Origin of the sequence: Acidipropionibacterium virtanenii (assembly GCF_003325455.1) — a bacterium.
Taxonomy (GTDB): domain Bacteria; phylum Actinomycetota; class Actinomycetes; order Propionibacteriales; family Propionibacteriaceae; genus Acidipropionibacterium; species Acidipropionibacterium virtanenii.
Genome location: NZ_CP025198.1, coordinates 3,327,328 through 3,347,701, shown reverse-complemented (window position 1 = coordinate 3,347,701; position 20,374 = coordinate 3,327,328). Strand labels below are relative to the sequence as shown.

Here is a 20,374-nt window from a genome sequence, read left to right as displayed (position 1 = left end):
TTGGGCTATGCCCAAGTGGGAGGCGCTCCCCATGTTGTGGTGGCGAGTCGATCGGCGTCATGCAGGAGTGCGGGCACGTCGAAGGTGGTGCCGATAAGCCGTGCGGTCGCGGTGACGGCGTCGATGGTGGTTGCTGCGGCGGTCAGGGATGTGGCAGCAGGTATGGGTTCATCGGGGTGGCTGATCTCGTGTGACAGCAGCCAAGTCCGGCTATGGCTGGCAGCTGAGGTGATGCGCCAGGCCTGCTCGGCGCTGGCGATGGGAAGTTCTTTGATCAGTGTCGTTGCGCTGGGAAGGGAGCTCTTGGCGCCGGTGTCGGGGTTCTGGAGGCTTCGGAAACGGCCGCCTTTTTCACGGTTGACGGTCCATCTAAGGGCTGTGGTGAGTTCCTCGAGCTCCTCGGGCAGGTGCGGGCGGCCGGCGCCGAGTTGTCTGTCCTGGGCCCACCGGTTCATGGGCGCCTCGTCGTTGAGGTCTTGCCACAGCATCAGTAGTGCGTGTTCCAGCAGGTGGTCCTGCTGGTCCAGGAGATAGTTGAGGCGGCTGGTGGACTCGAGGCAGACCCTCGCGCTGGCCAGCGCGCTGAGCTGGACGTTGACGCCTTGGGCGATGAGGACGGCTGTGGCCCGGGAGGAGTCTGCGATCGAGACCGATAGACAGCGCACCGCATCATTGATCCAGAGTGCGAGCTGGGCAATCGAGGGCGACTGGTCGATGTGATGCCTCACGAGGGTGTCCAGGCGTGTCCACCATGACGTGTCAGACGGTGCGCTGGTGACCCGTACGACGGCGTCTGCGGCCCGGACGGCGATTCCGGCTGCGTGTCGGGTCCGGGCGGCGGCGTCGCATCGTGGCTCGTTGCCAGGGGAGGATGTCACCCACCCACTATCCCAAGACCAGGGCATCGGAGAAGCCGATAACCCTCCACCCCAGATCATCCCGACGGGTTGTAGCCCCTTCACGAGGCTGTAAGGCAGGTGCTGCCGGTGGGCGAGGGGGTGAGTGATGCCGGGCCTGGGAGCGCAGTGGTGCGAGTTGGTTATCTGCTGGGGGTGTTTGCGCTGGTGGTAGGCCTTCGGGTCCGGGTTGCGGTGGATGGCGCTCCAGTGGGGTCGGGCAGCGCAATCTTGAGTCGCTTGTTGCCGGAGTGGGCGGGGGGGGTCTTCGTGGATCTAGGTTCCGGATCGCATGGCGCCTAGGGCGTAGGTCACGAGGTTTCCTGACTCAACCCGAACCACATGATTCGTACGGGTTGAAACCGCATGCAGAGCTGCAGCGGTGCGTAAAAGTTCAGATGTGGGTCCAATCCATCGAGTAGCGACCAGTTGTGTTCGGCGCTCGCTCTCGATGTTGCCGACCTCTCGTCGGTGTGAGCGCGCTGATCGATTCAGCAGCTCTCCGGTGTCGTGATCGAGGCGGGGCGCTAAGCCTGATGAGTGTATCGCCGCTGGATCGAGTCGGCAGCAGAGTCTTCTTCGTCGATACTTGGAGCATGGGATTGGTGGAGTGGACCCGGCTCGAGGGCGGTCAGGTCGAGGCGGTTGTTGCCATGTTTGTCAACCGGGAGCATCCGAATTCTGTGCGTATCACGCCGTCGCGCGGGGATGGTGGGGTGGACATCCTGGACCGCGGTGCTGGTCCCGAGGGCGGTGACGTCGTCTACCAGGTCAAGCGGTACACAGGCAAGCTTACGCCGCGTCAGAAGAAGGATATCGAGGACTCGCTGGAGACCCTCCAGGCCGAGCTGCAAACCGAGAAACGGTGGGAGAGCCTAACGGTTGAGGAGTGGTATCTGGTCACTCCTTGGGATCCGACGCCGGAGACGGAAACCTGGCTCCAAGGCCTCGGGCAGGCCGGCATCAAGAAGATCTGGCATGGCCTTACATGGGTCGATCAGCAGGCCGCGAAGTACGACGACGTCATCGACTATTACCTCCACGATGGCCGTGCGCTCGTCGAGAGGACGCACGCCGAAGTCATGGCGCTGCTCGGGACAGACCAGATCGGACCAGGCCTCACGGTCCCCGAGGTCGCGGAGCGGCTTGAGAAAGCCATCAAGACGCTCGATCATGATCCGCACTACCGCTACGAACCCCACTTCGGGGAAGGGACGCCGCCTCCACCACCGCGCGAGGGTGAGCGCCCTGGACTGGTCTTACACTGCATGGACGCCGTAGAGGGAGGTCGGTGGACGAGTGTGGACATCATCGCCCGATGTGCTGCCTCCACCGCCGAGCGACCCATCACTATCAAGGGCACCTTCAAAGCCGAACCTGACAGCGAGTTCGCCCGCCAGCTTGAAGACTTCCTCACCTACGGCGCTCCGTTCACGAGCCCGGAGGGCGCGTTCGACGGTGAGATCGACGCGCCTGGTGGCCTCGGCGGACCACTGAAGGGGGCAATCATCAGGACTGGGCCGACCGCACATCAGGATCTGGGCAAGAACCCTGACCTGCATCTGGAAGTGCTTGATCCCGAAGAGGCCGTTGTCGGAGAGGCTGACGTACGGCGTGTCGTCCGGAGCCAGGGCATTATGGGCGGGGCACGAGCGGTACTTGAGGAGACCAATGGCCTGTTCAGCATCGAAGACCGCTACGACCTCAAGAACAGCCAGGTCCACCGCTCACTGACTTTCGGCGACTTTGTCGGGCACCCGGTGGCAGTCGCATACGGCGCGATGAAGTTTGTCAGCCAGCTCCACTCACCCAACAGGCTGCGCATCAGTGTGCGCCATACCCCACCCGCGCGCGGCATCATCGACGCAAGCATCGGTTTCGACCGGCAGGGCGAAGCCCTCCAGTACATCGGCGCGGTCACCGGCGCCCTGGAGACGCTGGCTTTCCTGCAGCAGCACGCCAGCGAACTCATCCTCACACCCGAGTTCGGGACCCTGTCCCGTGAGCAGTTCAGCTCATGGCATCGTGCGGGAAAGCTGCTACGGGGGAAGGAACTGGCAGGGTCGTACCCCGACGGCCAGTGTCTTTTCGTTGAGCTTGGCTCGGAAGTCACGCCTACCGAAGGCGAGGATCTTCAGATTCAGCTGCCGCTCACAGTGTGTGTGGGGGAGCAGAAGGTTGATCTGGGTTATCAGGTCGCCGTACTGCCAACCCCCACGCTCCTCGAGCGTAGGAAGCGGGATGACGTCGTTGTCCATGCATTCACCACGCCGGACCGGCGGATTCGCTGGCGCCGAGATGACCCAGAAATTCCTAAAACAGCAACGAAGCAGCCATAATCACGAACAGGTACCTGATTTGACTGCTTTGAATTTTTCGGACATGCCCGAAAAACTCTAAGCAGTTCATTGCGGTGTCGTCGGCGATGCAGGTCCGCATGTGCCAGAACGGGTCACTGATAGTGCCGGCCGGGGTGGGCCAGGTGGCCTCGGCGAGGCGTGCCAGGGCCTGGTCGGGTCGATTCCGGCCGTGCAGGCGATGCGGTGCGGCGCCTCGGTCGCCTCGGGAGGGGGCTGGGGGCCTGTGGCCGGTTGTGGGTCATGGTGGGCCACTCGTTGTGGTCGCGGGCGCGCAGCTCGCCCGGTGAGGTTCTGAGCCTGGGTCAGGCTGCAGGCGCGGGCAACCCCCGCTTCCTCCCACGGCGCGCCGGCCGGATCCCACCAGCCGGAGGAGGGGATGGCGGCAGGCCGGGCGATGCCTACTCCACCCGCGCCAGACCGCCCTCCAGCACCCCGATCAGGGTGCCGCGGGTGGCCCGCAGCCCAGCGGCCACCATCCCCGCGCCCGCGGCGATCACCCCCAGGGTCACCGCCAGGGTGACCGGCGAGAGCACCAGTGCCGCCCCGACCAGGGGCAGCAGCACCACCACGGAGCTGGCGATCGAGACGGCCATCACGAACCACAGCGGTCCCAGCACGGCGTGGCGTCTGGCCTCCTCCTGCTCGGCCACGGTCATGCCGATCAGATCCAGTCCCACCTCGATGTCGCGGCGGTCCAGCACCGCCGAGGTCTGGTTGATGCCCACCGAGCAGGCCACCGTCGCGAAGGCGAAGACGATGGTGAGGATGATGCCGGTGCGGATGTCGGAGACCAGGATGGCCCCGGCCGGGTCGTCGCCGGAGTTCGAGGCCTGGCTCAGCAGCGCCACCCCCGCCCCGCCGGCCACGCCGACGAAGCACACCGACCCCAGTGCCGAGACCTGGCGCCACGCCGCCTTGGGGGCCTCCAGCACCATCCGGGCGGCCACCAGGGCCGGGGCCGTCCTCGCCCGGCGCAGCCGGCCGCGGAAGTACACCGACATGAGCCTGGGTCCCACGATGTTGATCACCGCCAGACCCGTGCCCATCGCGAACAGCACGAGTGCGAGCACGATGATCGGGGCGGCAGACGCTCCCAGCTTCGGCGCGATCACCGCCGAGCCGACGGCCACCACCAGCACCACCGCGCCCGCGACGATCCTCAGCGCCGAGACCCTCTGGGAGTCGGAGCGCATCCGCACCCCCAGCGGGGAGATCTCCACCCGCCGCAGGCTCACCGCCGAGCTGGCCAGCGCCAGCACCACCAGGGCGGCGATGACGCCGAGCAGCGGCCCGGGACCCAGCAGGAGGGACCCCACACCGATCGGCCCGCCGTTGAACGGCAGCATCCCCAGCAGCGGCAGGCTGACGGCGTACCCCGCCACCCCGGCCAGCGACCCCGCCAGGGCGTAGGCCCCGGACTCCGCCAGGGTGAGCAGCCGCAGGGTCCCCGACGTCGCTCCCAGCAGCCGCAGCGCCGAGAGCCGGTCGTCGCGGCGCCGTGCCGACAACCGGGTGGCCGAGGAGGCCAGCGTCACCAGGGGCAGCACCAGCAGCACCACGGCCAGGCCCGACAGGCCGCGGTACATCACCGCCAGGTCGCCGGGGATGCGCCAGAACATCGCGGCCCCGGCGGTCACGTCGAGGATGATCGTCGAGATGACGGCGAAGGCGGTCACCGGCAGCGCCCAGGAATGCCGGTCGGCCAGGGTGGGGCGGGCCAGCATCCGCAGGATCGGCCAGGTGATGCGCGCCGTTCCGGCTCCCGGGAGGTCAATCGCCTCGGGCGGAGTGGCATCCGTGGCTGGGGCGAGGCCGCTCATCGCACAGCCTCCTTCCGTCCCACGGGGGCCGGACGCCGCTGGTCGGAGACGATCCGGCCGTCGGCCAGGGTGAGGATCCTCCCGCAGGACCGGGCCACATTCAGGTCATGGGTGACGACGACGAGGGTGCGCCCACGACCGGCCGTCGACTCCAGCAGGGCCGCCATCACCTCGGCGGCCGTCCGTGAATCCAGCGCGCCGGTGGGTTCGTCGGCGAAGACGATCGCGGGGTCGGTGACCTGGGCTCGGGCGATGGCCACCCGTTGCGCCTGGCCGCCCGACAGCTGCCCGATCCGTCGATCCTCCAGCCCGGGCAGTCCCAGGGCCGCCATCCAGCGGGAGGCCTGGGCCTCGGCCTGTGACCGGTCGACGCCGTTGAGCATCAGCGGCAGCGCCACGTTCTCGACGGCCGTGAGCTCAGGCACCAGCATCCCCTGCTGGAACACGAAACCGAGGCGTTCGCGCCGCAGCCGCGCCCGGCCTGCGGCGTCCAGCCCGTCAACCCGGACGGGCCGGTCCAGCTGCAGTTCGATAGATCCGGAGTCGGCGGCGAGGATGCCCGACAGGCAGTGCAGCAGGGTGGTCTTGCCGGAGCCCGAGGGGCCCATCACGGCCACCGACTCGCCGGCTCCGATGACCGTGCTCACCCCGGCCAGCGCGCGGGTGGGCCCGTAGGTCTTCACCAGGGAGTCGGCGACGACAACGGGCGGGTGGCCCTCCCGGTCCGGCGCGGCGGGGGAGGGGCGGGTCTGCGGGGTCCGGGGTGACGTTCGACTGAGCATGGCCCCAGCCTTCCCGGGCGCGGCGTCGTCGCGGATCGTGCCCCGGAACCTCTTCCGGCCTCCTCCCCGGGGATGAGAGGGAGGCGCCGGGGTGGGGGACATCCCGCAGGTCCTGTCGGCTTCGACGCGGCACGGCACGGTCGTAACGTGGGCCCCATGACGACCATGGACCGTTCGCTTCCGCAAGACCTCCCGCATCAGTTGCTCATCGGCGGCCAGTGGGTCGACGCCGACGAGGGCCGTACCTTCGACGTCATCGACCCCGCCACCGAGGACGTGCTCATCTCCATCGCCGACGCCGGCCAGAACCAGGGCGTCGACGCGCTGGACGCCGCCGTCGTCGCGCAGGACGCCTGGGCCGCCACGGCCCCGCGCGAGCGCGCCGAGATCCTGCGGCGCGGCTGGCAGATCATCACCGACCGCAAGGACGACTTCGCCCGCCTCATGACTCTGGAGATGGGCAAGCCGCTGGTCGAGGCCTACGGCGAGGTGACCTACGGCGCCGAGTTCCTGCGCTGGTTCTCCGAGGAGGCCGTGCGCATCCGCGGCGACTACGGCATCCTGCCCGAGGGCAAGGTCCGCCAGCTCGTGATGAAGCGCCCCGTCGGCCCCTGCCTGTTCATCACCCCCTGGAACTTCCCGCTGGCGATGGCCACCCGCAAGTCCGGCCCCGCCCTGGCGGCCGGCTGCACCGTGGTGATCCGGCCCGCCTCGGCCACCCCGCTCACCACCCTGCTCTTCGCGAAGGCCATGCAGGACGCCGGACTGCCCGACGGCGTCCTCAACATCGTCACAGGCCGCGACCACGGCGTCACCGACAAGGTGCTGGCCGATCCCAGGCTGCGCAAGCTCTCCTTCACCGGGTCCACCCCGGTCGGCCGCCACCTGCTGGCCCAGGCCTCCGAGCACGTGCTGCGCACCTCCATGGAGCTGGGCGGCAACGCCCCCTTCATCGTCTTCGAGGACGCCGACGTCGACGCGGCGGTCGAGGGGGCCAAGGGCGCCAAGATGCGCAACATGGGGGAGGCCTGCATCTCCGCCAACCGGTTCATCGTCCACGAGTCCGTGGCCCATGAGTTCACCGAGAAGTTCACCCGGTACATGTCGGGCCTGGTGGTCGGCGACGGGATGGCCGAGGGCACCGACGTCGGCCCCCTCATCACCGCCGGAGACCGCGAGAAGGTGCACGGGCTGGTGGATTCGGCCCGCCAGGCCGGCGGGGAGGTGCTCACCGGTGGCGAGATCCCCTCGGGCAGGGGGTTCTACTACCCGCCCACGGTGATCGCCGGGGTGCCCGCCGACGCCGATGTGATGACCACCGAGATCTTCGGGCCGGTGGCCCCGATCACCACCTTCAGCACCGAGGAGGAGGCCCTGAGGATCGCCAACTCGGTGCCCGTCGGGCTGGCCGGATATGCGTACACCCGCGACGTCGACCGCATCCAGCGGCTGGGGGCGAAACTGGAGACCGGGATGGTCGGCGTCAATATCGGCGTCTTCTCCAATGCGGCCGCCCCCTTCGGCGGGGTGAAGGAGTCCGGTCTGGGGCGCGAGGGCTCCTACCAGGGGATCGACGAGTTCCTGGAGACCATCTACCTGGCTCTTCCCGACCCCTCCTGACGTCGATTCGACACCCTCACCACAGCCCCCACGACCGGACGGACAGCAGGGCGAGCAGCCCGGCCCAGACCATCGAGGCCATGGTGCCGATGATGAACTGCTCTATCGCCGCCTGGGACTGGCGCCGGGCCTGACCGGCGTCGGTCCCCGGGGCAGGAAGAGAGTGCAGCTCGGCGTAGCGGGCCAGGGTCTTCACCCCGGCGATCACGGCCACACCGCCGGGCTGCCCGGCCAGCAGGGACGCCGTGATCCCCAGGCGCTCCAGGTAGCCGATCCAGCGTCCGCCCCGCAGAATGCCGTCGTCGGTCTGCCGGGACCGCATCGCCGTCCACAGCGATCCCGGCCGGTCGGCTGCCGGCGTCGCGGCCCAGAACACCGCCCGGACGACGGGTGCTCCGCCGGGCACGGCGAGGACCGCCAGCGCCAGGGTGACAAGAACATGGATGAGCATCATCCCCCCTTCCCGGTACTTCTGGACACTGCACTTCTGGACACTGTCCTTTCGGACAGGGCCTCGGCGGCCAGATCGACCGCCAGCGCCCGCGTCCGCCGCAGGAACTCCCACCGCCGGGAGGTGAGCCTCTTGCTCACCGCCGGTGCGCTGATCCCGAGCCGTCCGGCGATCGCCGGTCTGTCCATGCCGCGATCGTAGAGGTCGCATACGTCAAGTTCGGCCGGGGTGAGGGAGGACGCCACCTCGGCCAGCACGTCGATCACCCGTGCCAGCCGTGTCGAGGCCGGGGGCCCGGCCAGCTCCACGAGCACCCCGTTGGGGGCCTTCTTCGCCCCGTCCACGGCCTGACGAGCAGCGATATAGGCCGGTCCGGCCGCCTCTCGGGTGGAGTCCGGCAGGGGCGTGCGCACCTCTCCCATGCCGATTCCGCACCACCACAGGCGCTGTCCGCAGACCGTCCAGACCGCGGCGACCAGGGTGGCCGGGTCGGTGGTGAAGGCCTGTATCTCGTCGCCGGCGGTGCGCTCGGGCGTCAGTGCCCAGTGCGGGCTCCCGGCGGGCGACGTCGGGTCCCCGACGTCGATCACGGGCAGCCGAGTCAGGGCGCGCAGCAGCCCCGGGACGAGGTCCTCCGACATCCTGCTGCGGCGCTGGTCCACAGTGAGCGCCCAGCCATGCATCGCACCCATGACGGCAAGAATAACCTGTACAGTTCACTACGTATATGAGTGAGCTATTCACCTCACTGGTACAGAAGTGACGGATACGGCTCACCCTCTGGTGGCTGGATCAGATCCTGACGAGTCGCCCGCGGGCATGGCAGGATTGCGCCCACCGAGACAGGAGGAAGCATGGCCAAGAAGAAGAAGGTCGGAATTCTCACCGCCGGTGGGGACTGCCCCGGCCTCAACGCCGCCATCCGCGGCTTCGGCAAGGCCGCCATCAGGCAGCACGGCATGGAGCTCATCGGCTTCCAGGACGGCGTCCGCGGGCTGGCTGAGAACCGCTACGTCCCGCTGGACGGCCGTGCCCTGTCGGGCATCCTCACCGTCGGCGGCACCATCCTGGGAACCAGCCGTGACAAGGTCAATCGCATGGTGGTCGACGGCGAGACCCGCGACATGATCCCCACCATCAAGGAGAACTACGAGAAGCTCGGGCTCGACGCCCTGGTGACTCTGGGCGGCGGAGGCACCGCGCGCAACGCCAACAAGCTCTCCAAGGCCGGCCTCAACGTCCTCCATCTGCCCAAGACGATCGACAACGACATCATCGGCACCGACGACTCCTTCGGCTTCTCCACCGCCCTGGAGATCGCCACCGACGCCATCGACCGGCTGCACTCCACGGCCCACTCCCACCACCGCATCATCCTCGCCGAGATCATGGGCCACCGGGCCGGCTGGCTGGCGCTCGGATCGGGCATCGCCGGTGGCGCCGACATCATCCTGCTGCCGGAGGTGCCCTACCATCTCGACGCCATCGTCGACGCCGTGGAGCAGCGCCGCAAGGAGGGGCTCAACTTCTCGGTGATCGCGGTGGCCGAGGGGGCGCGGAACGAGACCGATGCGCTGGCCATGTCGGGTGCCCAGGCCCTCGTCGACGAATCCAGGAACCCTGACACGAAGGCCGCCGCCAAGAAGGCGAAGGCAGATCTTGAGCGCTCGATGCGCGACAACACGATGAAGCTGGCCACCCAGCTGGAGGACGCCACCGGCCTGGAGTCCCGCGTCACCATCCTCGGCTACGTCCAGCGCGGTGGGACGCCGTGCGCTCAGGATCGCCTGCTGGCCACCCGGCTGGGCACCAAGGGCGCCCAGCTGGTCGATGACGGCGAGTTCGGGATCATGGTGACCGCCGAGGGTACCGGCACCGGCACGATTCCCCTCAAGGAGGTCGGCGGCAAGGTGAAATATGTGCCGCTGGACCACCCCTGGGTGGAGGCCGCCCGCTCTGTGGGCACCAGCCTGGGCGACGACTGACCTCCTGCCGATCCCTCGGGACTGAGCGCCGCCGTGGAGTTCCACGGCGGCGCTCCTATCGTTGTGGCCAGCAACGCACCTGCGACCGGAAGGCGACAACCATGGTAGGACGCCGGGACCAGCACACGCCATCGACGCCGACGGTGCCGCCGGCACTGGGAGATCCCGTCCTCAACCACGGGTCGGGATTCACCCACGCCGAGCGCTCCCGGCTCGGCCTGACGGGACGCCTGCCCACCGGCGTCCTGGATCTTCAGGAGCAGGCCGACCGCGTCTACCACAACCTTCATGAGGTCGATTCCGACCTTCAGCGCAACCTGCTGCTGGAGCAGGTGCACAACCGCAACGAGACCCTCTACTACAAGGTGATCATCGATCACCTGTCGGAGTTGCTGCCCATCGTCTACGACCCCACGGTCGGCGAGGCCATCAAGAACTACTCCGACGAGTACCGCGGGCAGCGCGGCGTCTTCCTGTCCATCGACCGCCCCGACGAGATCGAGGCCTCCTTCGCCACGCTCGGGCTGGGGCCCGACGACGTCGACCTCATCGTGTGCACCGACGCCGAGCAGATCCTGGGCATCGGGGACTGGGGCGTGGGCGGCATCCAGATCTCGGTGGGCAAGCTGGCGATCTACACGGCCGGGGCCGGCATCGACCCGCGCCGCACCATCGCCGTCTCACTGGACGTCGGCACCGACAATCAGCTGCTGCTCAACGATCCGTTCTACCTGGGCAACCGGCATTCGCGACGCCGCGGCGACGACTACCGCGAGTTCATCGAGCGCTACATCTCCACCGCCGCCCGACTGTTCCCCGATGCCCTGCTGCACTTCGAGGACTTCGGGCCCGATCACGCCCGCGCGATTCTCGACGAGCACGCCGAGCGCTACCGCATCTTCAACGACGACGTCCAGGGCACCGGGGCGGTGGTGATGGCCGCTCTCTATGCCGCGACCTCCGAGACCGGGATCCCCCTGACCGAGCAGAGGATGGTCGTCTTCGGCGCCGGCACTGCGGGGGTCGGGATCGCCGACCAGCTGCGCGACGCCATGGTCGAGGCCGGTGCGGATCGGCAGGAGGCGGCGTCGCGCATCTGGCTGGTGGACAAGCAGGGCCTGCTCTTCGACGACACCGACGGCCTGCGCGACTTCCAGAAGGCCTATACGAGGCCTGCCTCCGAACGGCCGGCGGGCGGGACGTCCCCAGGGCAGCTGGAGGCGATCCGGGCCGCGCGGCCCACCATTCTGCTCGGCACCTCCACCCGGCACGGCGCCTTCACCCGCCGGGTCGTGGAGGCGATGGCCGACGCCACCGGACGCCCGATCATCCTGCCGATCTCCAACCCGACCGACCGCGTGGAGGCTGACCCGCGCGACATCATCGAGTGGTCGAAGGGCCGGGCGCTGGTGGCCACCGGCATCCCGGTCGAAGCGTTCGAGTACGACGGGAAGGAGTACACGATCGGGCAGGCGAACAACTTCCTCGTCTTCCCCGGCATCGGGCTGGGAGTGGCGGTGAGCGGGGCCACCCGGGTGACGCCGGGGATTCTCGCCGCGGCCGCCCGCGGCGTGGCCTGGGCCGCCGACGAGGCCGGACGGGGCAGTTCCCTGCTGCCCGACGTGGAGAATCTGCGCGCGGTCTCGGCCACCGTGGCGCGGGCCGTGTACGAGCAGGCGGTGGCCGAGGGGCTCGCGACCCGCAGCCACGAGGACGTCGTCCAGGCGATCCAGGACGCCATGTGGTCGCCCCGGTACTGAGGGGCTCATGGGAGCCGGCCGGGGCTCAGCCGGCCTGATCCAGATCGACGAAGCAGATCCCGCCGGGGTGGGCCTCCAGACCGACCGGATGCCCCACGACCCCTTCGATGACGCCGCGGTGCAGCGGGCAGAGGAGGTCCGCGTGATCCCGGACGACGTCGATGAAGGGGCAGTGGCGCAGCGCGAGCCGGACGGCGCCGTCATCGGAATCGTCCGCGGCGGCAGCGCTGTCCCGATCTGCCGGGCCGTTCTGTTCCGCCGGACTGCTCTGTTCTGCCGGGCAGGGGGCGAAACCGATCTGCTCGAGGATCTCGGAGATGTCGACCCCGGCGTACCGGCGTCCCCACTCGACGCCGGCCTGGTGGGCCACGGCGACGGCGTCGTCCTGGCGGGCCAGATGGTCGACGAGCACCCCGGCGAGCATGTGATAGGCCCTGGGGCCGTCGGCCGGATCCGGGGCGAGGGTGAACATGGTGCGGGGGCGTCCGCGGGTCGCTCGCTTCTCCCGGCCCGTCCGGACCCGCCCCTCCTCGACCAGCCGGTCCAGATGGAATCGCGCCGTGGAGACGTGGATGGCGAGGTCCTCTCCCACCTCTGAGGCCGACGCCGTGCCTCCGCGCCGCCGCAGCGAGTCGACGACCCGGTCGGCCGGCGAATCGGTTCCGGGATCGGTGAGTCTGAGCTGTGTTCCGGTCATGAGACCACCTCGATGAGTCCTCGTGCCCCTCGCTCCATCTCGACGAAGGAATGATTGACGAAGGTGTAACGGCCCGGTTCCTCGAAGACCATCTCCACGAACCCTCCCTGGGCGCTCGCCAGGTCCAGGGCCTGGGATCCGCCGCCCTCGGCGTTGTCGGGGCGCAGCAGGTAGGCGCCCTCCTTGAAGACCGTGTCGAACTGGGTACCCACCACATGGAATGAGATACCACGACTCGGACCCGCGGCCAGCACCCAGATCCGGACCCGCTCCCCGACCTTCGCGGTGAGCGGGGCGAAGACGTACTGATTGGCATGCCCGTTGAACATGGTGAGATCGGGGGTCTCGGCGGCGATCTTGTCGGCATCGACCTCCTTGCCGTTCGCGGCGTCCAGGTAGGTCTCCGACTGCACCAGCAGGTACTCCCGGTCGGCCCGTGCCAGGTCGTGGGGCGGCACGACGACGGCCCCGTACATGCCGGCTGCGATGTGCGAACTCATCGGCATCGTCGAGCAGTGGTAGAGCCAGATCCCCGACCGGTGCAGGGTGAACCGGTAGTCCAGCGAGGCCCCCGGCGAGATGGTGCGCATCACGGCGTTCGGCGAGACGGTGCCTGCGTGGAAGTCGATGGAGTGGCCCATCGTGCCGCGGTTGACCAGGTGGACGTCCATCGTGTCACCCATCCGTGCGTGGATCGCCGGTCCCATCACCCGCCCGTCGTAGGTCATCGCCGTGATGGTGGCGCCGGGGGCCACCTCCTGGACCGACTCGGTGACGGTGAGGGTCATCGCGTGATCGCGGCCCGCCAACAGCGCCGGGAGTTTCGCGTCGCGGGTGCGGAAGCCCTTGCCGGGGGCCTTCGTGAGATCGACCTTCCGGCGTGCGGTCGCTGTGGATCCGGCAGCCTGCGAGGCCGCGGCACCACCGACCGTCACGTCGAGTTCCATCCCCATCGACCGGTGCCCGACGATGGTGCACCACCCCTGGGTGGGGGCGGTGATGATCCCGGCGTCGACCGTCTGGCTCTGCCCGGGGGCCAGTCGCCTCGACGTCGCCCCCGAGGCGAAGTACAGGTCGTGGGTCTGCTCGGGATCGGCGTTGTGCAGCTGGACCACCAGCCGGTTGCCGGCGGGCACCTCCACCGAGGACGGGTGGTAATGCATGTCCTTCATCGTGATCGCCACCGTGGTGGTGCGGCCGGTCGCGGTGGCCCCGGCGCCCGTCGACGAGGAGTCGGTGGAGGTGCCGTCGAGGCGGCGCCCCACGGCCACCGCGCCCAGCGCGGCACCCAGCCCGATCGCCGCTCCGGCGAAGGAGCGCCGGGAGGTCGGGGCGGTGGGCGCCGGGGCCGGATGGTTGGTGGAGGCGCGCATTTTGCTAGCTGGAGCGCCTTTTTCGCGCTCACGAGTTCCAGAACGGTCCTCGGGCGAGTGATTCGCGCGCCCGACGGCGGCCGCCCTCGTGGCCCGCAGCATCCCCACCCCGGTCTTCACCATCGCGACCATCGCCGGCAGGAATCCGGCCATCCCGAGGATCGCCAGCCCCAGCCCGATCCGGGTGGTCCACGTTCCGGTGGCCAGCGCCCAGATCACCAGGCCCGCGTTGGTGACGGTGGCCCGCAGCGCACCCAGGGTGTGCATCTTCGCGTTGGTGGCGCGCACGATCGCCGGCCCGCCGCCCATCACCATCGGCATGAGGTAGCTCATGGCGCCCAGCAGCAGCTGCAGCAGGAAGCCGACGACCACCGGCACGGTGAGCGCGGTGACGTCCTCCTGGAGGAGGTGATCGCGCTTGATGAGGATGGTTCCGGCCAGCCATCCCAGCCAGATCGCGAACCAGATGATCGCCGCGCCCATCGAGTACCCGGGGAAGTCGCGCGGGGGTTTCTTCATCGCGCAGCGCACCAGATCCACACCGACCACGCACAGCCCGGCCAGTTCGGCGAGCACTCCGGCCGCCTCGAGCCACCACCAGCCCCCCAGCGATCCGGCGGTCATCACCAGCACGGCGGCGCACATGATCCACAGCGCGCGCCTCCCGTTGCGGTCCTGGCTGGGCTGCATCCTGGTGCGCAGCACGGTGGGCCACAGGGTCACCAGGGTCCCGACGGCCGTCAGCCCCACGAATCCCATGATGTTGAGCCCCTGGTGGGCCATCAGCAGCCGGGTGCGCCAGGGCTCCTCGGGGGAGAAGGCCATGATCGCCCCGGCGATCGCGCCGAGCGGCAGCAGGCAGGCGGCGGCGCTGTAGAACCGGACGGTGGCGTCGAAGCGGCCCGGCAGCGCGCGGCGCACCTGCAGGCCGAGATCGATGGCGTACCAGCACATCGCCAGTCCCACGACGCTCGCCCCGGCCACCACCACCCACGGCCAGCTCGGCACCATGCCGACGCAGCAGGCCAGTACGCCGAGGTTGAGGATGCGAATCCTCCAGACCTGGCGCTTCCGGTCCATCTCGCCGAGTTTCTCGTGGAGGATCGACTCGGTGAAGTACTGCCCCCACACCAGGATCGAGGTGGTGGCCACGCCCAGGGTCACCATGTGCACCAGCAGCCAGCGCTGCTGGGGAATCCAGTGGCCGCCGATCACCACGGCCAGCAGCGCCACCAGCCACACCGAGACGGGCGCCGAGGCCTTGCGGTGCCAGGCGCTGCGGCGGGTCCGGTCGGAGCCCTTCGCAGTGGGTTCCTCGGCCGGGCGCGAGGTGATCTCAGGCACGGGTCCTCCTGTCCTGTGAATGGGCACTGTCCTGTGAATGGGCACTGTCTCGTGGATGCGCATGGGCGACGACGACGGCGATCAGGCTCAGCAGCGCGATCACATTGATCGTCCCACCGGTCTGTACGGCCACGGGACGTCCCAGGCCGTCCCCGATCCCCAGCCGGATCACCAGTGAGGCCTCCAGCAGCACCGCCGGCAACCAGAACCAGCCCGACCAGTCGAGTCGGATCCGCAGCACGGCGGGAAGGATGATCGGCGCGTGACCCAGGATCATGCCCATCACGAACCCCAGGAAGACGGCGTGGACGGCGGCGTCATAGCCGGTCCCGGTACCCAGCGGCCCGGAGAAGATCCACACGACGCCGGCGATCGCCAGCCACACATAGCCGGCCATCAGCATCCCGCCGATGTAGGCGGCCTGACCGCCGCGGCGCATGCCCACCCGGGCGACGTCATTGCCGATGAGCCAGACCGACATCACCACCAGCACCAGGCCGAGCAGCGGCCAGCCGAGGTCCGGGGAGGCCATCTGGATCACCAGCGCGGCCAGCAGGCACAGCGCGGCGGTGGGCAGGAAGCGGTTGCGGGTCATCGTCAGTCGCGACAGTTCGAGGCGCTCCCCGAGGATGGTGAGCACCAGGTAGCACGACAGCCACCCGATCACCGACCGCACCTCCATCCCGGCCAGCAGCAGAGCGGCCGCGCCGACCGCGCACAGTGATCCGGCGGCCTGGATGACGGTGGCGTCGTCCTCGCTGCGGCGCCACAGGGGGATGTAGATGGCGAGCATGCCGATCTGGGCGAGCAGCAGCAGCGCCAGCCCCACCTGAACCGGCGCGGGAGAGGCCAGCAGGATCGATCCGAGACCGGACGCCAGCGGGGCCGGATAGCCCCAGGACCGGTCCAGGGCGACCGCCCGCTCCAGGCAGATCACGGTGCCGATGAAACCGAGCACCATGAAGGGGCCGTGCCACTGCGACAGCCGGGCGGTGAGGACCGGCGACCACACGCCCAGTAGGATGAGGGCGCCGTCGAGCCCGGCGAGCAGTGAGAATCCCGCGCCGACCATCAACCAGGCCCGGTGCCGGCTGAGCAGGCCGGGGCGGTGCTGTGTTCGAACACGTGGGGTTCGAACACGTGAGGCCTGGACAGGGGCACCGGCGCGGGGGTCCCCCGGTTTTTGATCAGGCACTCCTCGAAAATATCACGAAGGTCGGGGGCCTCATCGAGCGGTGCCCCCGGTCAGGCGCCACCCAGCTCGTCGAGGACCTGCTTGAGCACGACCGCCTGGTTGTGCTCGCGGTCCTTGGCGCCGTAGAGCAGGGTCACCAGGTCGTGGCCGGCCATATCGTGGGCGAAGGTCTCGGCGGCACCGGAGGCATCGAGTTCTTCGCGGTAGCGGGCGGCGAACTCCTCGAAGCGGTCCGGGTCGTGGCCGAACCACTTGCGCAGCTCGTTGCTCGGGGCGATCTCCTTGCGGTGCTCGTCGAGGGCCGCCTTCTCCTTGCTGACGCCGCGCGGCCACAGCCGGTCGACCAGGACGCGGTAGCCGTCGTCCTGCGCCCCGTCGCGGATCTCGTCGCGGATGTTGGCGATCTGGAATGTCGTCATGATGATGCCTCCTGACGCAGTGTGACGGTGGCGCCGATGCCCTGACCTGCCTTCAGCCCCGCGACCGTCCGATCGGCCCAGTCGAGGACTTGGTGGACGTCCACCCCGTCAACATGGGCGGGCGCGGCATCCGACGCGTAGGGACGCAGATACTTGGCGCCGCGACCGATCAGCGTGATCGCGCCGGTCGTGTTGCCGCGCAATTGATGGGTGATGCCGACCGCCAGCTGGGCCAGCCCCTGCCACAGGTCCCGCTCGGCCCGGGGACAGGACTTCCACCGGGCCTCGAGCACCTCGTGGGCATGGAAGGGCCTGCCGCGATCCAACAGATCCTGTGCCATCTCCAGGGTCTCGGGCACCGTCAGGTTCAGATCCTCGGGTGTCACCGGGACGCCGTGCCGGTCGCGCGGCAGGGGCCGACCAAGGCCGTCACGCGGTCTGCTGTTGCGGGGACGCCCCTCGGCGTCCCGATCTCGATCCGCCATGCTCTGAAGTCTGCCACGGCTGGACCTGCCGCCCGGTCTGCCCCGTCCGCTCGGAGCTGTCGTGGCGGGCCCGGCGTCCCAGCAGCCGCAGGGCGTTGACGATGACGACCAGCACCGAGGCCTCGTGGACCAGCATGCCCAGCGCCATCGTCACCCCGCCGACCAGTACGCCGGCCAGCAGCAGGGTCACCGTCGCGACGGCGATGACGATGTTCTGGCGGATCACCGCACGGGTGCGACGGGCCAGTCTCAGGGACTCGGGCAGGCGGGTGAGGTCGTCGGCCATCAGCGCGATGTCGGAGGTCTCCACCGCCAGGGCGCTGCCGGCGGCCCCCATCGCCACCCCGACGTCGGCCGCCGCCAGGGCCGGGGCGTCGTTGACGCCGTCGCCGACCATGGCCACCACAGCTCCGGCGGCCCGCAGTTCCTGGACCGCCGAGAGTTTGTCCTCGGGCAGCAGGCCGCCCCGGGCGTCGTCGATGCCGAGCTGCTGGGCGACTGCGCTTGCGACCTCAGAGCGGTCGCCGCTCAACATCACCAGATGCCCGACGCCGGCGCGGCGCAGTCGGGCGAGGGCGGCCGGGGCGTCGGCCCGGATGGTGTCGGCGATCGCGATGACCCCGAGCAGCTCGCCGTCACGCAGGACAGTCACCGGTGTCGCTCCGTCGGCCGCCAGCCGGGCGGACGTCGAGGCCGCCCATCCGGCGTCGTGCTCGGAGCCCAGCTCCTCGCCCGCCAGTTCCGCGGTGCCCACGACCACCCGATGGCGGGTCTCGGGACGGTCCGGGTCGCCGACCTCGGCGGTCAGGCCGCGTCCGGGGATCGCCTCCGCCTCGCCCGGCACCCCCTCGGGGGCGACGCCGCGGTTCCGTGCGGCGTCGACGATCGGGTCGGCCAGCGGGTGTCCGGAGCCGACCTCGGCGAGGGCGGCCCAGCGCAGCACCTCGTCCTCGCTCCCAGCACCGTTCTCTCCAGCACTGTTCTCTCCAGCACCGTGGGGTACGACCTGCTTGAGCTCGGGGTGGCCGGTGGTCAGGGTCCCGGTCTTGTCGAGGACCACGGTGTCGACCTTCGCTGCGGTCTCCAGATGCTCCCCGCCGCGGATGAGGATGCCGTCGCGGGCCCCGCGTCCGATACCGGCGACGACCGCCACCGGCACGGAGATCACCAGGGCTCCGGGGCAGCCGATCACCAAGAGGGTGAGGGCCAACGTGAGGCTGCCGCTGGCCAGCCCGACGACGATCGCCAGGACGATGATGGCCGGGGTGTACCAGCGTCCGAACCGGTCCATCATCGTCTGGACTCGCCCGCGGGCGTCCTGGGCCTCCTCGACCCGGGCGACGATGCGGGCCAGCAGGGTCTGGGAGCCGACCTTCTCGGCGCGGACCTGGATCATCCCGGTGGTCAGCGTGGTGCCCGAGCGCACCTGGTCGCCGGGGGTCTTCTCGGCGGGCATGGACTCCCCGGTCACGGCCGACTCGTCGGCCGCGCCGGATCCGGAGACCACCGTCCCGTCGACCGGGACGGAGCTCCCGGCGCTCACGAGCACCACGTCGTCGGGCCTGAGTCTGCCGGTGGGCACCGTCTCGGTACGGCCGTCGCGCACCAGGACGGCCTCCTGAGGGGCCGAGTCCACCAGGTCGGTGAGGGCCGACCTGGTGCGTGTCATGGCCCCCTGTTCGAGGACGTGGCCGAATGCGAAGAGGAAGGTGACGGCCGCCGCCTCCCAGTAGTTGCCGATCGCCAGGGCCCCGATCGAGGCGATGGAGACCAGCAGGTCGATCCCGATCGTCCTGGTGCGCAGGGCTCGCAGGGCGGCCGCCGCGATCGGGACGGTCGAGATGAGCGCTGCGGCCGCCATGGCGATGTCACCGGCCGGCGCCCATCCGGCGCCGAGGCGTCCCATCGCGAGGGCCGCGAGGATGAGGATCCCGGCGGCGGCCAGTCGAGCCCCCGGGCGTCTGAGAGTGGACATCATCGTTCTCAGTCCCTTTCGGTTCACGGGTAGAGGGCGGTTTCAGAAGGCCGACGGGGTGGCGGGGTAGCCCAGCTTGCCGACGGCGGCGATCAGGTCGTCGACGCCGGTGCGGGCCTCGTCGTGGTCGGCCTCGATGCGTCCCGAGGCGAAGTGCACGGTGACGTCGCCGACGCCGGGCAGCTTCTGCAGGGCGCCGGTGACCTTGGCGACGCAGGAGGGGCAGGAGAAGCCCTCGGCGCGCAGCACGGTGTGGGTGGTCGTGATCTCGTCGGTGCTCATTGCTGTGTCCTTTCGTCATGCCGCCTGTCCCGGCGACACCTCGAATACTGATCCGGTCCGGCACCGCACTCCTTGACGCAGGTCAAGAAGGCCTGAAGCATCATTCGGCACTACCCTCGCGAGTGTGAAGAACCTGCCTCTCACCGACGTCACCGAGCACGTCAGCTGTGTGCGCCTGGTGCCGCTGTTCGGCGGTCTGAGCCCGGCCGATCAGGACGCGGTCGGCGCCCTGGCAAGGCCGACCGCGCTGGACCGCGGCCAGGCCTTCGGCCCGGCGACAGGGCGCCTGGCCGTCGTCCACCGGGGGCAGGTGAAGGTGTCCCGGATGTCGGCCGGCGGGCATGAGCGCGTGCTGCGGCTGGCCGGTCCCGGAGACTTCGTGGGGGAGGGGTCCTTCCTCACAGGGGAGGCGCCGACCTACCTCATCGAGGCCACCGCCCCCACCCGGATGTGCGTCTTCTCCCGGGCCGATCTGGCGCCCTTGATCGCCGCCCATCCGTCGGTGGCGATGGCGATGCTGCGCTCGCTGACCCAGCGGCTGGACGACGCCGAGCATCGGTTGAGCCTGACCAGCACGAGTCGCCCGGCGCGGATCGCCGGCTATCTGCTGGATCAGCCGGGAGTCGCGGGCCGGGGCGGCTACCGGGTGAGGCTGCCGATGGCCAAGAAGGACACCGCCTCGCTGCTCGGGATGACCCCGGAGTCGTTCAGCCGGGGGCTCGACGCCCTGCGGTCCAAAGGGTTGATCGCCACCTCGGGCCCGGAGATCACGCTGCGCGACGTCGACGCCCTGGAAGAGCTGGCCGCCGGCTGAGGGCGTCGGCCGGATCCGCCCGATCGCGACACGCCGAGCACTACGACACGGAATAGTGGGGCACGGGGAGACGTTCCACCCCACAGAGAGCGTAAGAGAAGCCAACGAGATAAGGA

The 20,374-nt window shown here is 69.5% G+C and carries 17 protein-coding genes; 5 read left to right on the top strand and 12 right to left on the bottom strand.

The features are described from left to right. Window positions 1-5 precede the first annotated feature (5 nt). Window positions 6-878, bottom strand: coding sequence for a hypothetical protein (locus JS278_RS15365; RefSeq protein ID WP_147243247.1), 873 nt, complete (start codon window positions 876-878; stop codon window positions 6-8). 491 nt (window positions 879-1,369) lie between these two features. On the opposite strand from JS278_RS15365, the gene JS278_RS15360 reads away from it, so the two are divergent. Further along, the gene (locus JS278_RS15360; protein WP_147243246.1) at window positions 1,370-3,235 is read left to right on the top strand and encodes a restriction endonuclease; all 1,866 of its coding nucleotides are present in this window, start codon (window positions 1,370-1,372) and stop codon (window positions 3,233-3,235) included. A gap of 419 nt (window positions 3,236-3,654) precedes the next feature. On the opposite strand, the gene JS278_RS15355 is transcribed toward JS278_RS15360, so the two are convergent. Next, window positions 3,655-5,076 carry an FtsX-like permease family protein gene (locus tag JS278_RS15355; RefSeq protein WP_114045951.1) on the bottom strand — a complete coding sequence of 474 codons (1,422 nt, stop codon included), beginning with the start codon at window positions 5,074-5,076 and terminating at the stop codon, window positions 3,655-3,657. Continuing rightward, window positions 5,073-5,858, bottom strand: coding sequence for an ABC transporter ATP-binding protein (locus JS278_RS15350; RefSeq protein ID WP_114046386.1), 786 nt, complete (start codon window positions 5,856-5,858; stop codon window positions 5,073-5,075). Before JS278_RS15350 ends, JS278_RS15355 begins: the two co-directional genes overlap by 4 nt. A 156-nt stretch (window positions 5,859-6,014) precedes the next feature. On the opposite strand from JS278_RS15350, the gene JS278_RS15345 reads away from it, so the two are divergent. Then, window positions 6,015-7,478, top strand: a complete 1,464-nt coding sequence (locus JS278_RS15345; RefSeq protein ID WP_114045950.1) for an NAD-dependent succinate-semialdehyde dehydrogenase — start codon at window positions 6,015-6,017, stop codon at window positions 7,476-7,478. Between the two features lie 16 nt (window positions 7,479-7,494). Here the strand turns inward: JS278_RS15345 and JS278_RS15340 are convergent, their stop codons facing one another. Both JS278_RS15340 and JS278_RS15335 read right to left on the bottom strand, forming a co-directional pair. Continuing rightward, window positions 7,495-7,929, bottom strand: a complete 435-nt coding sequence (locus JS278_RS15340) for a hypothetical protein (RefSeq protein ID WP_114046385.1) — start codon at window positions 7,927-7,929, stop codon at window positions 7,495-7,497. Next, window positions 7,929-8,621, bottom strand: a complete 693-nt coding sequence (locus tag JS278_RS15335; RefSeq protein ID WP_114045949.1) for a hypothetical protein — start codon at window positions 8,619-8,621, stop codon at window positions 7,929-7,931. The genes JS278_RS15340 and JS278_RS15335 overlap by 1 nt, the downstream gene beginning before the upstream one ends. A gap of 162 nt (window positions 8,622-8,783) precedes the next feature. On the opposite strand from JS278_RS15335, the gene JS278_RS15330 reads away from it, so the two are divergent. After that, complete coding sequence (locus tag JS278_RS15330) at window positions 8,784-9,914, top strand: 6-phosphofructokinase (protein ID WP_114045948.1); 1,131 nt, start codon at window positions 8,784-8,786, stop codon at window positions 9,912-9,914. Window positions 9,915-10,015: 101 nt separating this feature from the next. Further along, entirely contained in the window at window positions 10,016-11,674 is a 1,659-nt protein-coding gene (locus JS278_RS15325) for an NAD-dependent malic enzyme (protein ID WP_114045947.1), read from the top strand. A gap of 25 nt (window positions 11,675-11,699) precedes the next feature. On the opposite strand, the gene JS278_RS15320 is transcribed toward JS278_RS15325, so the two are convergent. The 7 genes from JS278_RS15320 to JS278_RS15290 form a co-directional block, all read right to left on the bottom strand. After that, entirely contained in the window at window positions 11,700-12,371 is a 672-nt protein-coding gene (locus JS278_RS15320) for a helix-turn-helix transcriptional regulator (RefSeq protein ID WP_114045946.1), read from the bottom strand. After that, window positions 12,368-15,088 (bottom strand): multicopper oxidase domain-containing protein, encoded by a 2,721-nt coding sequence (locus JS278_RS15315; RefSeq protein WP_114045945.1) that lies wholly within the window; start codon window positions 15,086-15,088, stop codon window positions 12,368-12,370. Before JS278_RS15315 ends, JS278_RS15320 begins: the two co-directional genes overlap by 4 nt. Then, on the bottom strand, window positions 15,081-16,160 hold the full coding sequence (locus JS278_RS15310) for a hypothetical protein (protein ID WP_114045944.1): 1,080 nt from the start codon (window positions 16,158-16,160) through the stop codon (window positions 15,081-15,083). The genes JS278_RS15315 and JS278_RS15310 overlap by 8 nt, the downstream gene beginning before the upstream one ends. A 173-nt stretch (window positions 16,161-16,333) precedes the next feature. Then, window positions 16,334-16,702, bottom strand: coding sequence for a DUF488 domain-containing protein (locus JS278_RS15305; protein WP_114045943.1), 369 nt, complete (start codon window positions 16,700-16,702; stop codon window positions 16,334-16,336). Next, entirely contained in the window at window positions 16,699-17,187 is a 489-nt protein-coding gene (locus tag JS278_RS15300) for a DUF309 domain-containing protein (protein ID WP_114045942.1), read from the bottom strand. The genes JS278_RS15305 and JS278_RS15300 overlap by 4 nt, the downstream gene beginning before the upstream one ends. Beyond that, complete coding sequence (locus JS278_RS15295) at window positions 17,132-19,165, bottom strand: heavy metal translocating P-type ATPase (protein WP_114045941.1); 2,034 nt, start codon at window positions 19,163-19,165, stop codon at window positions 17,132-17,134. The genes JS278_RS15300 and JS278_RS15295 overlap by 56 nt, the downstream gene beginning before the upstream one ends. Before the next feature lie 39 nt (window positions 19,166-19,204). Further along, window positions 19,205-19,444: a heavy-metal-associated domain-containing protein gene (locus JS278_RS15290; RefSeq protein WP_114045940.1), complete on the bottom strand. Its 240-nt coding sequence runs from the start codon at window positions 19,442-19,444 to the stop codon at window positions 19,205-19,207. A gap of 124 nt (window positions 19,445-19,568) precedes the next feature. On the opposite strand from JS278_RS15290, the gene JS278_RS15285 reads away from it, so the two are divergent. Beyond that, the gene (locus tag JS278_RS15285; RefSeq protein ID WP_114045939.1) at window positions 19,569-20,258 is read left to right on the top strand and encodes a Crp/Fnr family transcriptional regulator; all 690 of its coding nucleotides are present in this window, start codon (window positions 19,569-19,571) and stop codon (window positions 20,256-20,258) included. Window positions 20,259-20,374 lie beyond the last annotated feature (116 nt).